This is a genomic window from Cellulomonas gelida (assembly GCF_006538725.1).
GTDB lineage: Bacteria > Actinomycetota > Actinomycetes > Actinomycetales > Cellulomonadaceae > Cellulomonas > Cellulomonas gelida.
In genome coordinates this window covers 28,572-40,947 of record NZ_BJLQ01000032.1, presented here as the reverse complement: position 1 = coordinate 40,947, position 12,376 = coordinate 28,572, and the positions used below count along the sequence as shown (strand labels likewise).

General features: G+C 74.5%; 13 protein-coding genes. 6 read left to right on the top strand and 7 right to left on the bottom strand.

Annotation, left to right across the window (positions count from 1 at the left end; translation table 11 throughout):
- Both CGE01nite_RS13060 and CGE01nite_RS13055 read right to left on the bottom strand, forming a co-directional pair.
- A partial coding sequence (locus tag CGE01nite_RS13060; RefSeq protein WP_255318514.1) for a response regulator occupies positions 1–483 on the bottom strand: 483 nt, incomplete at its 3' end.
- Positions 476–1,825: a sensor histidine kinase gene (locus CGE01nite_RS13055; protein ID WP_141371322.1), complete on the bottom strand. Its 1,350-nt coding sequence runs from the start codon at positions 1,823–1,825 to the stop codon at positions 476–478. The genes CGE01nite_RS13055 and CGE01nite_RS13060, both read right to left, overlap by 8 nt.
- A gap of 196 nt (positions 1,826–2,021) precedes the next feature.
- On the opposite strand from CGE01nite_RS13055, the gene CGE01nite_RS17175 reads away from it, so the two are divergent.
- On the top strand, positions 2,022–2,921 hold the full coding sequence (locus tag CGE01nite_RS17175) for a D-alanyl-D-alanine carboxypeptidase family protein (RefSeq protein WP_188966370.1): 900 nt from the start codon (positions 2,022–2,024) through the stop codon (positions 2,919–2,921).
- A gap of 115 nt (positions 2,922–3,036) precedes the next feature.
- Here the strand turns inward: CGE01nite_RS17175 and CGE01nite_RS13045 are convergent, their stop codons facing one another.
- The 4 genes from CGE01nite_RS13045 to CGE01nite_RS13030 are packed head-to-tail and all read right to left on the bottom strand — an operon-like array spanning position 3,037 to position 6,321.
- A complete protein-coding gene (locus CGE01nite_RS13045; RefSeq protein ID WP_048343119.1) occupies positions 3,037–3,444 on the bottom strand; it encodes a VOC family protein in 408 nt (135 codons plus the stop codon).
- Between the two features lie 9 nt (positions 3,445–3,453).
- Positions 3,454–3,957, bottom strand: coding sequence for a helix-turn-helix transcriptional regulator (locus CGE01nite_RS13040; RefSeq protein ID WP_048343120.1), 504 nt, complete (start codon positions 3,955–3,957; stop codon positions 3,454–3,456).
- Between the two features lie 34 nt (positions 3,958–3,991).
- Positions 3,992–4,993, bottom strand: coding sequence for a phosphotransferase family protein (locus CGE01nite_RS13035; protein ID WP_229747306.1), 1,002 nt, complete (start codon positions 4,991–4,993; stop codon positions 3,992–3,994).
- Positions 4,994–5,013: 20 nt separating this feature from the next.
- The gene (locus tag CGE01nite_RS13030) at positions 5,014–6,321 is read right to left on the bottom strand and encodes an MFS transporter (RefSeq protein ID WP_229747305.1); all 1,308 of its coding nucleotides are present in this window, start codon (positions 6,319–6,321) and stop codon (positions 5,014–5,016) included.
- 179 nt (positions 6,322–6,500) lie between these two features.
- Here CGE01nite_RS13030 and CGE01nite_RS13025 point away from each other — a divergent pair, with 179 nt between their 5' ends.
- Both CGE01nite_RS13025 and CGE01nite_RS13020 read left to right on the top strand, forming a co-directional pair.
- The gene (locus tag CGE01nite_RS13025; RefSeq protein ID WP_048343122.1) at positions 6,501–6,788 is read left to right on the top strand and encodes a GNAT family N-acetyltransferase; all 288 of its coding nucleotides are present in this window, start codon (positions 6,501–6,503) and stop codon (positions 6,786–6,788) included.
- A gap of 93 nt (positions 6,789–6,881) precedes the next feature.
- Positions 6,882–7,898, top strand: coding sequence for a LacI family DNA-binding transcriptional regulator (locus CGE01nite_RS13020; protein ID WP_048343123.1), 1,017 nt, complete (start codon positions 6,882–6,884; stop codon positions 7,896–7,898).
- A gap of 70 nt (positions 7,899–7,968) precedes the next feature.
- On the opposite strand, the gene pgm is transcribed toward CGE01nite_RS13020, so the two are convergent.
- On the bottom strand, positions 7,969–9,651 hold the full coding sequence (gene pgm, locus CGE01nite_RS13015) for a phosphoglucomutase (alpha-D-glucose-1,6-bisphosphate-dependent) (RefSeq protein ID WP_141371321.1): 1,683 nt from the start codon (positions 9,649–9,651) through the stop codon (positions 7,969–7,971).
- A gap of 247 nt (positions 9,652–9,898) precedes the next feature.
- On the opposite strand from pgm, the gene CGE01nite_RS13010 reads away from it, so the two are divergent.
- From CGE01nite_RS13010 to CGE01nite_RS13000, 3 genes are all read left to right on the top strand, one after another.
- Complete coding sequence (locus CGE01nite_RS13010) at positions 9,899–10,723, top strand: DUF5926 family protein (protein ID WP_048343124.1); 825 nt, start codon at positions 9,899–9,901, stop codon at positions 10,721–10,723.
- A 98-nt stretch (positions 10,724–10,821) separates the two neighbouring features.
- Positions 10,822–11,391: a methylated-DNA--[protein]-cysteine S-methyltransferase gene (locus CGE01nite_RS13005; RefSeq protein WP_229747304.1), complete on the top strand. Its 570-nt coding sequence runs from the start codon at positions 10,822–10,824 to the stop codon at positions 11,389–11,391.
- 109 nt (positions 11,392–11,500) lie between these two features.
- Positions 11,501–12,355: a glycosyltransferase family 2 protein gene (locus tag CGE01nite_RS13000; RefSeq protein WP_371857586.1), complete on the top strand. Its 855-nt coding sequence runs from the start codon at positions 11,501–11,503 to the stop codon at positions 12,353–12,355.
- The last annotated feature ends 21 nt before the right edge of the window (positions 12,356–12,376 follow it).

Below are 12,376 nucleotides of genomic sequence, written 5' to 3'. Positions count from 1 at the left end.
GGCGTGGGCCGGGCCGCCGCTCGTCGTGGGTTCGGGGCGGCCCGTGCTCCACGCGCGCCACTGCCCGACGACGACGCCGGTGACCTTCGGGTCGAGGACCTGCTCGCCAGCGCGCACGCGGTGCACGGTCGCGACGAGCGTCGCGGGCTCGGTGTCCTTGAGCAGGAACGCATCCGCCCCGGCGCGCAGCGCACCGGTCACGTACTCCTCGTCGTCGAACGTGGTCAGCACGACGACGCGCACGTCACCCAGCAGAGGGTCCGCCCGGATCTGGCGGGTGGCCTCGACGCCATCCATCCCGGGCATGCGCACGTCGAGCAGCACCACGTCGGGCAGCGTGGCGCGGACCACGTCGAGCGCGGCGGTGCCGTCTCCGGCCTCGCCGACGACCTCGACGTCCGGCTCGTGGTCGAGGATCATCCGCAGGCCCATGCGGATCGTCGGCTGGTCGTCGACGACGACCACGCGGGTCACATCAGGCACGTGCGCCCTCCAGGGGAAGTGTGAGCCCGACGCGCCAGCCGCCGCCCGGCTGCGGTCCGGCGGTCACGGTGCCGCCTGCCGCGGCGGCGCGCTCGCGCATGTGCAGCAGGCCGCTGCCGCCTCCGGTGTCGCGCGGCCGGGGCGGGCCGGGGTCCTGCACGACGAGCCGCAGCGTCCCGGCCGTCGCGGCCAGCGTGAGCGATGCGGTCGTCGTCGCCGAGTGCACGAGCACGTTCGTCAGCGCCTCCTGCGCGACCCGCACCACGGCGATCCCCACCGCGGGTGCGCACGCCGGCAGGGGAGCGGGCAGGGTCGCGTCCACGTCCAGACCCGCCTCGCGGACGCGTCCGACGACCGCGGGCAGCGACTCGAGGCCCGCCGTCGGGGCGTAGGGGGCGGACTCGTCGTCGCCCGTGCGCAGCACGCGCACCACGGACCGCATCGCGTCCAGCGCCTCGCGGCCCGCCGTGGCGATCCACCGCACGGCCTCGCGCGGCGCGTCGGGCTGGGCGTCCGCCACGCGGTCGGCGGCCTGCGCGCGCACGACGATCGCCGAGACGTGGTGCGCGACGACGTCGTGCAGCTCGCGCGCGATGCGCGTGCGCTCGTCGAGCACCGCCTCCCGCGCCCGGACCTCCTGCAGGGCGACGAGCTGCGCGTTGCGTTCCGCGAGCGATGCGGACGTCTGCGCGAGCCGGTGCACCATCGCCCCGATCACCGCGGAGGCGACGACGAGCGCGACGAGCTGCACGGCCGAGGACAGGTCGAGCACGGGGTGCCAGTCGAACGTGCTCAGCCCCCACGCCGCGTTGGCCACGCCCGCCTGCAGCGCCACCCCCGTCACCGCGGCGACCGGCGCCGCGACCCAGACCGGCAGCGCCCCGGCGCGGGTCACGGCATACGTCGTGGCGAGCAGCGGGATCACGTGGACGAGCGCCTGCATGCGGCCGCCGTCGACGACGAGCGTGTACGTCAGCGCGTACCCGAGCGTCACGAGCAGGAAGCCCGCGCGCGGTGCGGCCCGGCGCAGCGCGATCGCGACGACGAGCCACAGCCCGGCCCACCACCACGTCGCCATGGACCGCGGCATCCAGTAGTCCCACGAGCCCGCGATCATCAGGCCGCCGGCCCACAGCACCCCGACCGTCAGGGCGATCCCGACGTCGTTGCGCAGCTGCGCGCCCGTGGCGCGCGGTGCCAGGGGCGCGCTCGTCAGGGCCGGAGGCGGCGGTGCTCCCCAGCGCAGCAGGGCCTCGGTGGCGGTGTCGCCCTGCGTCGCACCGCCGGACGGCGACGCGTCCGGCCTGGTCACGGCGTTGCGGGCCGGATCAGCGGGCGACATACGCCACACCGTACGCGCGTGCGGCGGTGCGGCCGACGCACCCCAGACCGACACGCTCTCCACCCTGGGGTGGACCCGCGGCGCGCGAGGTCACCGCCGGGTGGGGGTCGCCTCGGCCGAGGGTCGGGTGCCGCGCGCGCCAGGACCCGACCCCAGCCCGACGCCCCGCGATGCCTCACCCGGCGAGGCTCATGGCATGACGACGAGCACCGGGGCCACGAGCCCTACGCCAGGCCGGTCGGTGCGCTCGGCAGCGATCCACGTGCCGGACCCGGCCGGCGCCGCACACCACCGCAGCGCACCCGGCACCGCCGGGGACGCGGCGGGTGAGGAGCCGCGCGTACCACGCACGGCTCACTCGACCGGGTCGTCGGCACCGGTGCCGGGCGGGGTGCTCGCGGCGGCCGTCGCGCAGGAGGGTGCGCGACGTCGTCGGCGGGGGCTCGGGTTCGTCGTCGCGCTCGTACTCGCTGGAGGGGCGGTGTACGGGCTGGGGCAGGGACGTTCGGACGCGGCCGTCGGGGAGCAGGGGGACCCGACGGCTGCGTCCGACCGTGGCGCAGTCGGGCCGGTGCCGGCCGACCAGACCGACGACGGCGTCGTCGGCGAGTGCCCCGAGCAGAACGACGAGGGCTGTGACGGGGACGCCGGCCAGGACACCGTCCAGGACGGCACCGACGCCGACGCGCACGTCGAGGCGGTCTCCGACGCGCTCGTCGCCACAGGACTCGACCCGACCCTCGCGCGGCGGCTCGCCCGCGCGCAGGCCGCCGCCGAGGCGGACGGCGTGGTGCTGACGCTGACATCGGGCAAGCGGACCGCCGAGGAGCAGGAGGGCCTCGTGGTGGCCGCGATCAAGCGGTACGGGTCGAAGCGCGAGGCCAGCCGCTGGGTGCTCCCGCCGGAGAGCTCCGCGCACGTGCAAGGGCTCGCGGTCGACGTCGGCCCCACCGAGGGCGCGCTGTGGCTCGGCGAGCACGGCCTCGACTTCGGCCTGTGCCGCACCTACGCCAACGAGGTCTGGCACTTCGAGGCGCTCCCGAAGGGCGCCACCGCCTGCGCCCCCATGGCCCCGGACTCCTCGTCGGGCTGGTGACCCGATCGACTCAGGTCGCGCTTCGTCGTTCCAGCATCGGTTCGTTGGTGCGAAGCGACGAACCGATGCTGGAACGACGAACCGGCGGCCGGGGGCGACGAACTGGGGGCGCGGGCTACAGCTGGTTGATGCGGAGGTGGTTGCCGGCCGGGTCGCGGAACGCGCAGTCGCGCACGCCCCACGGCTGGTCCATCGGCTCCTGGGTCACCTCGGCACCCGCGCCGGCGACCTTCTCGAACGTGCCGTCCACGTCGGACGTGGCCAGGACGAGCGTCGCGTACGAGCCCTTGGCCATCATCTCGGCGATGGTGCGGCGCTCGTCGTCGGTCAGGCCCGGGTCCGCCCCCGGAGGGGACAGGACGATCGAGGTCTGCGGCTGGTCCGGCGAGCCGACCGTGATCCAGCGCATCTGGCCGTAGCCGACGTCGTTGCGCACCTCGAAGCCCAGGACGTCGCGGTAGAACGCCAGGGAGGTGTCGGGGTCGTCGGCCGGCAGGAACGTGGTGTGAATGATGAGGTCCATACCGCCACGCTAGGAGCGCGGGCCGGCGACCGCTTCTCGATTCCTGACGTCTTGCCCGGCGCCCTGCGACGACGAGGGCGGGGCAGTGTCCGACGAGCGCGACGACTGCCGGATGGGCCGCATCACCTGCTTGGCCACACAGCTCGGGATGCCCGCACCGTCGTCGGCGGCCAGGCGCTTGTACTCGCTCGGCGACATCCCCACGAGCTCGGAGAACCGCGTGCTGAACGTCCCCAGCGACGAGCAGCCGACCGCGAAGCACACGTCGGTCACGGACAGGTCGCCGCGCCGCAGCAGCGTCATCGCGCGCTCGATGCGCCGCGTCATCAGGTAGCTGTACGGCGACTCGCCGTACGCGGCCCGGAACTGCCGGCTCAGGTGCCCGGCGGACAGGTGCACGCCGCGCGCGAGCGCCTCGACGTCGAGCGGCTGGGCGTACTCGCGGTCGATCCGGTCGCGGACACGGCGCAGCAGCGCGAGCTCGCGCAGTCGTGCGTCAGGCGTCCCGGTCATGAGCCTCAGCCTGCCTCGCCCCGGCGTCCCGACGCTAGACGCGCGCAGGCTTGGGGGAGCCGAGGGCGTCCAGCGCGCGCAGCAGGTTGGCGTGGCTCGACGTGCGGTACCACTGCGCCCAGTCGCCCGTGTAGCCGCGCGGCGAGCCCTCGATCGTCATGACGAGCGCGAGCCACATCCGGTACAGCAGCAGCCGCTCCGCCGCGCCCGGCGAGGTGACGTCGAGCGCGCCGACGAGCGCGGCGTCCTCCGGGCGGTCGAGCCCGTCCCACATGGGGTCCGCGCCGACGAGGTCGACGAGCGGGTCGCCCCACATCGCGCGCTCGGGGTCGATCACGCCGACGATCTCGCCCGTGGCGGGGTCGACGAACAGGTTCCCTGGCCACAGGTCGCAGTGGACGACCGACGGCACGACGACCTCGTCGAGCCGGTGGCCGTGCGCGTCCAGCGCGGCGCGGACCCGGTCCGCGCACACGTCGAGGTCCCACGTGGCGGCGTCGGCGAGCAGCGCCTCGACGATCGCGGTGAACGCCTCGCGCCACGTGGCGGCCTGCAGCGCGGGGGACTGCGGGTAGCCGAACGTCGTCCCGGTGACGGTCGCGAGCCGGCCGATGAGCGAGCCGAGGTCGCGCCGGGCGCGTGCCGCTCGCTCGTCGTCGGCGAACGACCCGAACCCGGCGTCCGACTGCGGGACGCCGTCCAACCAGGACGCGACGACGACGTCGCTCGGCAAGATCGTGCGCGTGAAGTCGGTGTGCAGCACGCGCGGCATCCGCAGCGCCGGGTGCTCGGCCGCGAGGCCGTAGACGAGCGCCTCGGTGCGGATGAGGTCCTTCTCGTAGGTCATGAGCCGCGACGTGTCCGTCGGCGCGGTCTTGACGACGACGCGCGTCCCGTCGTCGAGCGTGACGCGGTACGAGGTCGCGAAGTAGCCGCCCTCGAGCCGGACCGCGTCGACGAGCGCACCCAGCGGCGCGACGAGCGCCGTCAGGGCGTCGAGCGGGACGGTCACGGCAGGCGTGCGGGACTCGGTCACGCGAGGAGCGTAGGGCCCGCTCAGGTGTCGCGGTGCAGGTCCGACGGCCCGTCGGCGTCGACCACCCGATCGGCGACGCGCTCGTCGGGGACCGGCTCGTCGGCCGTGTGACCCGCGCGCGCGAGCTCGTCGGACAGGCGCGCCCGGTGGCCCGCCCGCAACGTGCGCAACGAGGCGAGCGTCGCGACCACGGCCGCACCGCCGGCGATGACGACGACGAGGAACCCGGCGTGCGACCCGTGCGCGTCGATGCGCGCCCCGGCGATCGACGACCCGATCGACACCCCGACGCCGAGCGACGTCCCCACCCAGGTCAGGCCCTCGGTGAGGCGCCCCGGCGCGACGAGCTCCTGGACCAGCCCGTTGCCGTTGATGAGGGTCGGCGCGATCGCGAACCCCGTGACGAACATGACGGCCGCGAGCGCCCACAGCGAGTTCACGACGAAGAAGAACGAGACGCCCACGGCGAGCAGCACCATGCCGATCGCGAACCGCACCCACAGCGGCTGCACCCAGCGGCGGGCGCCGTACAGCAGGCCGGAGACCAGCGACCCGGCGGCGAACACGGCCAGGATCAGCCCGGCCATCGACTTGCGGCCCTCCTCCTCGGCGAACGCGACGGTCGCGACGTCGGTCGCCCCGAAGATCGCGCCCATCGCGAGGAACACGCCGATGAGCAGCACCATGCCGGGCGCCGCGAGGATCGACGGCCCGCCGGCGTCGTGGCGCGGCGTGGGCGGCGGCTGCGTGCGTCGCTGCAGCAGGAACCAGGTGCCGCCGACGACCGTGGCGACGAGCGGCACGACGATGCCGGCCGTCGGGGTGACACCGGTCGCGAGCAGGGTGGCGGCCGCCGGCCCGATGATGAAGACGAGCTCGTCGAGCGCGGCCTCGAGCGAGTACGCGGTGTGCAGCGCGTTCGAGTCCCCGCGCAGCACGTACGTCCACCGGGCGCGCACGAGCGAGCCGAACTGCCCGCTCACGCCCGCGACGACCGCGGTCACGTACAGGACCGGCTCGGGCGCCTCGGCGACGAGCGCGACGATGAGCGCGACCATCCCCGTCGCGCAGGTCGCGAGCGCCGGGAACATCGCGCGGGCCTGGCCGTACCGGTCGACGGCGCGCGCGATCAGCGGCGCGGTGATCGCCGAGGAGACGATCAGCACGGCGGACACCCGGCCCGCCATCGCGTACGACCCGTAGATCGAGGAGACCGCGAGCACGACCCCGATGCCGACCATCGAGATGGGAAGCCGGGCGATCACGCCGGCGGCGGAGAACGCGAGAGCGCCGGGCCGTGACAGGACTTCGCGATACGGCCGGAACACGGGCCCATCGTCGCACCCGACCTGCTCGCGAGCCGCACGCGCAGCCGTGGTGCCGGACACGTTCGAGGCGCGCGCCGCGACACGGCGGGACGATTCGGTCATGTGGCGAGACGGTGCGGTGCAGGCGCGCGAGGCCCGGCACGGGTGCGGTCCCGCGGCTCGCGGGTGAGGATGTGCGGATGGTGGACGTGGTGGAGGTCGTCGAGGAGCAGCGGTTCGAGGCGCGCGACGCGGACGGGTCGCTGCTGGGGATCTCGGCCTACGACGCGCAGGGGAGCACCGTGGTGTTCACGCACACCGAGGTGCTGCCCGCGGCGGAGGGCCGGGGGGTCGGCAGCGGGCTGGTGCGCGGCGCGCTGGACCAGGTGCGCGCGTCGGGGCGTGACGTGGTCGCGCTGTGCCCGTTCGTGAAGGCGTGGATCGAGCGCCACCCGGAGTACCAGGACCTCGTGCGCGTCCCCGCCTGACCGGTGCCGTCCGACCGCCGCCGGGTGCGACACGGGCGACCGTGGGACCACGGACTGTGACCGTTCCCGGCCCGGGGTTCTAGAGTGCGTGCGATGGACACGACCGGGGTACCGCGCAGACGGCCGACGATCCGTGACGTCGCGGCCGCGGCCGGGGTCTCGCGCGGCACGGTGTCGCGCGTCATCAACGGCGGCCACTGGGTCTCGCCCGAGGCGCTCGCCGCGGTGCAGGAGGCCATCCGCACCACCGGCTACAAGACGAACCAGCACGCGCGCAGCCTCGTGACCGGACGCGCCAACTCCGTGGCGTTCCTGCTCACCGAGCCGCAGCACCTGCTGTTCGAGGACCCCAACTTCTCGATCCTGCTGCGCGGCGCGGCCACCGAGCTCGCGGCCCGCGGCATGCCGCTGCTGCTCATGGTCGCCGGGTCGCCCGCCGAGCAGGAGCAGATGCTCGGGTACGTGGGCGCGGGGCACGTCGACGGGGTGCTGCTGATCTCCTCCCACGCGGGCTCGCCCGTGCTGCGTGAGCTCGTGTCGCAGGACATCCCGACGATCGCGTGCGGCATCCCGCTGGGCTTCGAGTCGCAGGTGGGCTACGTCGCGGCCGACGACCTCGGCGGCGCCCGCACCATGACGCGTCACCTGGTCGAGCGCGGTCGCGAGCGCATCGCGATGATCACCGGCCCCATGGACACGCCCGGTGGGCGGCTGCGCCTCGAGGGCTACCGGCAGGAGCTCGGCGACCGGTTCGACGAGTCGCTCGTCGTGCACGGCGACTACACGCGGGCCTCCGGCACGGTGGCGATGACGGAGCTGCTCGAGCGGCGCCCGGACCTGGACGCGGTGTTCGCCGCGAACGACCTCATGGCGGCGGGCGCGATGGTCGTCCTGGCCGACGCGGGCCGCTCCGTGCCCGGCGACGTCGCGGTCGGCGGCTTCGACGACGCGGGCGTGGCCGTGACCGTGAACCCGCACCTGACGACGATGCGGCAGCCGTTCGAGCGGATCAGCGCGGAGATGGTGCGGCTGCTGCTCGAGGTCGTGGAGGGCAAGTCCTCCGCGGCGGTGACGCTCCCCGCGTCGCTCGTCGTGCGCGAGTCCACCTGACGCACGCCTGTCCGGACGCGACAGGACCCCGCGGCCCGACGAGGGCGGCGGGGTCCTGCGTCGTGCGGCGTCAGTCTGCGAGCGCCGCCGCGACCACGTCCTTCGCCTCCGACTGCACCTGCGCGAGGTGCTCGGCCGAGACGAACGACTCGGCGTAGATCTTGTAGACGTCCTCGGTGCCCGACGGCCGCGCCGCGAACCATGCGTCGTCGGTCGTCACCTTGAGCCCGCCGATCGCCGCGCCGTTGCCGGGCGCCTCGGTCAGACGAGCGGTGATCGCACCGCCCGCGAGCGTCGTGGCCGTGACCTGCTCGGCGGACAGCACCGCGAGCCGGGCCTTGTCCTCACGCGTCGCGGCCGCGTCCACGCGGGCGTACCAGGACTCGCCGAGCTCGTCGACGAGCGCGCGGTGGTGCTCCGAGGGGGACTTGCCGGTGGTCGCGAGGATCTCCGAGGCGAGCAGGCAGGCGATGGGCCCGTCCTTGTCGGTGGTCCACACGGTGCCGTCGGTGCGCAGGAAGCTCGCGCCCGCGGACTCCTCACCACCGAACCCGACCGAGCCGTCGATCAGCCCGGGCACGAACCACTTGAAGCCGACCGGCACCTCGAGCACCTGCCGGCCCAGCTTCGCGCCCACGCGGTCGACCAGGGACGACGAGACGAGCGTCTTGCCGATGGCCGCACCCGTGGGCCACTGCGGGCGCGCCCCGCCGAACAGGTAGGAGATCATCACCGCGAGGTAGTGGTTCGGGTTCATGAGCCCGCCGTCGGGCGTGACGATCCCGTGCCGGTCGGAGTCCGCGTCGTTGCCCGTGGCGATGTCGTACGGCGCCGGTCCGTCGCCCGCGGTCATGCGGCTCACGAGCGAGGCCATCGCGTACGGCGACGAGCAGTCCATGCGGATCTTGCCGTCCCAGTCCAGCGTCATGAACGGCCAGCGCGGGTCGACGGTCGCGTTCACGACGGTCAGGTCGAGGCCGTAGCGCTCACCGATCACGCCCCAGTACTCGGCCATCGCCCCACCCAGCGGGTCCGCTCCGATCCGCACGCCCGCCGAGCGGATCGCGTCCAGGTCGACCACGTTCGCGAGGTCGTCGACGTAGGCCGTCAGGTAGTCGTGGCGCTTGATGAGGTCGGACGCGATCGCGCGCTCGTACGGCGTCCGCGCGACCCGGCGCCAGCCGTCGGCGAGCAGCTCGTTGGCGCGCGCCGCGATCGGGCCGGTCGCCTCGCCGCCGGCGGGGCCACCGTGCGGCGGGTTGTACTTGAAGCCGCCGTCAGCGGGCGGGTTGTGCGACGGCGTCACGACGATGCCGTCCGCCAGGCCGGGCCCGCGCGTTCGGACGCCCTCCGAGGTGCCCGCGCCGTTGTGGCGCAGGATCGCGAGCGACACCGCGGGCGTCGGCGTGAACGAGTCGCGCGCGTCGACGTGCACCTCGACGCCGTTCGCGACGAGCACCTCGATGGCCGTGCGCTGCGCAGGCTCGGACAACGCGTGCGTGTCACGGCCGATGAACAGCGGGCCGTCGGTGCCCTGGCTGCGGCGGTACTCCACGATCGCCTGCGTGATCGCGACGATGTGCGCCTCGTTGAACGCGGTCGACAACGACGAGCCGCGGTGGCCGCTCGTGCCGAACACGACCTGCTCGTCGGGGACCGTCGGGTCCGGTACACGGTCGTAGTAGGCGCCGACGAGCGCGTCGACGTCGATGAGGTCCTCGGGCTGGGCGGGAGTTCCGGCGCGCGGGTGCATGCCGCCCATCCTTCCCCGACGACCACGCCCCTGCACACCCCACCCCGCCCCGCACCGCGTCACACCCACCCGAGCCACCGCTCCTCGCCCCGGCAGTTCGTTGCTCGGACATCGGTTCGTTGCCCCTGAGCAACGAATCGACGCGGCAACGACGAACCGGCGTCGGGAGCAACGACTCGGCGGCGTCAGGTGCGGGGCGCCTTGGGTGGGGGGTGGGGGGTGGGGGTGGGCCGGTAGGCTCGCGCGCATGGCCAAGGGTTCTGTGGAGTTCGTGCTGCGTCCGTTCGAGGGGCTCCCCGGCGAGCCCGACTGGGTCGCGCTCAAGGAGGTCGTCCCCGCAGCGACGGCCACGGCGCGCACCACCAAGGAGTACGGCGCCAAGGAGGTGCTGGTCACGACGGTGCTGCCGCAGGCGTGGCCCGCGCTGCACCGCGCCGACGGCGTGATCCTGCTCGCGCTGCAGACCGCGTCGAGCTCGGGCGACGCGAGCCGTGACCTCGCGGTCGCGCTGCTCGAGGCGCTCGAGGTCGAGCCCGGCACCGCGATCGAGACGATCGGCCTGCCCGAGCCCGGCCCGCGCCTGCAGGACGTCCTGGACCTCACCGTGCCGTTCGAGGTCACGGTGCAGACGTCGTTCTCGTACTGGCTCGCGCCGGACGTCGAGCGCACGTCCGACCTGGAGGCCGCGATCGAGGACGCCGACGCGGGCATCATCGACACCGCCCCGGTCGCGGGCGTCGAGTCCGCGTACTGGTGCCGCATGGGCACCAAGGAGTTCCTGCGCTGGGCGCAGCCGCACGACGAGCAGGTGGTCCTCGACGGTCTCGCGCGGCTGCACGCCAAGCGCGAGTCGGGCTTCGCGGACGGCAAGTTCATCGGCTACTTCCGCTCGTGCGGCCTCGTCGTGCCGGTCTGGGAGCTCGCGCGCGGCACCGAGGCCGACGAGCTCGAGGGTCCGATCGCCGAGTTCCTGCCGCGGTTCACGGCCGCGCTCGAGAGCACCGAGCCGCTCGACGCGAACGAGCGACGGGCCCGCGCGGGCCTCGTCGCGCGCCAGGTCACGTTGCGCTGAGCGACCTCACGTCCCACGGTGCCCGGGCGTCTGCACGACGACGCCCGGGCACCGTTGTGTCGGACCCGCGGCGCATCCTGGACGACGAGGAGGGCGACGTGACGACGCTGAGCGCGCAGCACCAGACGGAGCACCAGAGCAGCGGGCGGCTGCACACGGTGCTGACGACGCCGATCGGGCCGGTCGCGGTCGCGGTGGCGGACGGCGCGGTCACGCACGTGCGGATGACGCGGTCCGACGACGCGTCGCCCGACCCGTTCGGCGACGCACCCGGCACGCGCGTCCTGCCCGACGACGACCCCGTCCTGGCCGAGGCGGCACGCCAGCTCACGGCGTACTTCGCGGGGACGCTGCGCGCGTTCGACCTCCCGCTGCGGCCCTCCGGCTCGGCGTTCCAGCTGCTCGTCTGGGCGGGCCTGCGCCGCATCCCGTACGGCACGACGACGACGTACGGCGCGCTCGCGGCGGACCTCGGGCTGGACCCGCGCACCTCGTCGCGCGCGGTCGGTGCCGCGAACGGGGCCAACCGCATCGCGATCGTCGTGCCGTGCCACCGGGTGATCGGCGCGGACGGCACGCTCACCGGGTTCGCCGCGGGCGTCGACCGCAAGCGGTCGCTCCTGGACCTCGAGCAGGGGGACTCCACGCGGACGGGCAGGCTGTTCTGACCTGTGCGCGCCAGCCGGACGTGGACGTCCCGTGCGGGTTCGGTGCCCGCGGCGGGACACAGGACCGTCCGCGCGCGGCGTGCGGGCCGCACGTCGATAGGCTGACGCCGTGAACCCCCCCGTTCCCGCCGACCCCGCAGGTGACGAGCCCGGGACCCCGACCGGTGGCTCGTCGGCCAAGGCCGTCGGCCGTGCGCCCTCCGGTCCGCGCGTACGTCAGCGCGTCGCCGTGATCATCCCGGCGAAGGACGAGTCGCGGCGCATCGCGGCGACCGTCCGCTCGGCCAAGGCGATCCCGCACGTCGACCTGGTGCTCGTGGTCGACGACGGCTCGGAGGACAACACCCAGCACGTCGCGCGGGAGGCCGGCGCGGTCGTCGTGCGGCACTCGCACAACCGCGGCAAGGCCGCCGCGATGGAGACCGGTGCCGCGGTGGTCGCGATGCGCGACGCCCCGGACCGCTCGCCGCGCGTGCTGCTGTTCATCGACGGCGACCTGGCCGAGACGGCCGTCAACACCGCACCGCTCGTCCCGCCGGTGCTCGAGGGTCACACGGACCTGGCGATCGCGCTCCTGCCGCCGCAGCCCGGGGCGGGTGGGCGCGGGATCGTCGTCGGCGCCGCGCGTCGCGCGATCGCGTCGCTGACCGGGTGGACGCCCACGCAGCCGCTGTCCGGCATGCGCTGCCTGACGCGCGAGGCGTTCGAGGCCGCGACGCCGCTCGCGCACGGCTGGGGCGTCGAGACCGGCATGACGATCGACCTGCTGCGCCAGGGCTTCCGCGTGGTCGAGGTGCCGTGCGAGCTGCGGCACCGGCCCTCGGGCTCGGACCTGCGCGGGCAGCTGCACCGGGCCGCGCAGTACCGCGACGTGCAGCTGGCGGTGAACGCGCGCCGGCTGCGGGCCGCCGCGGGCACCGTGAAGCGGACCGTCTCGCCCTCGCGCCCGGCGACGCACCTCTGAGCGCGCGCCCCTCGCCCTACC

Excerpts from the sequence above, each read along its gene's own strand:
- pgm (WP_141371321.1), bottom strand. The coding sequence starts at position 9,651 with ATGCACCCGCGCGCCGGAACTCCCGCCCAGCCCGAGGACCTCATCGAC.
- CGE01nite_RS13025 (WP_048343122.1), top strand. The coding sequence starts at position 6,501 with ATGGTGGACGTGGTGGAGGTCGTCGAGGAGCAGCGGTTCGAGGCGCGC.
- CGE01nite_RS13010 (WP_048343124.1), top strand. The coding sequence starts at position 9,899 with ATGGCCAAGGGTTCTGTGGAGTTCGTGCTGCGTCCGTTCGAGGGGCTC.
- CGE01nite_RS13020 (WP_048343123.1), top strand. The coding sequence starts at position 6,882 with ATGGACACGACCGGGGTACCGCGCAGACGGCCGACGATCCGTGACGTC.
- CGE01nite_RS17175 (WP_188966370.1), top strand. The coding sequence starts at position 2,022 with ATGACGACGAGCACCGGGGCCACGAGCCCTACGCCAGGCCGGTCGGTG.
- CGE01nite_RS13040 (WP_048343120.1), bottom strand. The coding sequence starts at position 3,957 with ATGACCGGGACGCCTGACGCACGACTGCGCGAGCTCGCGCTGCTGCGC.
- CGE01nite_RS13055 (WP_141371322.1), bottom strand. The coding sequence starts at position 1,825 with ATGTCGCCCGCTGATCCGGCCCGCAACGCCGTGACCAGGCCGGACGCG.
- CGE01nite_RS13045 (WP_048343119.1), bottom strand. The coding sequence starts at position 3,444 with ATGGACCTCATCATTCACACCACGTTCCTGCCGGCCGACGACCCCGAC.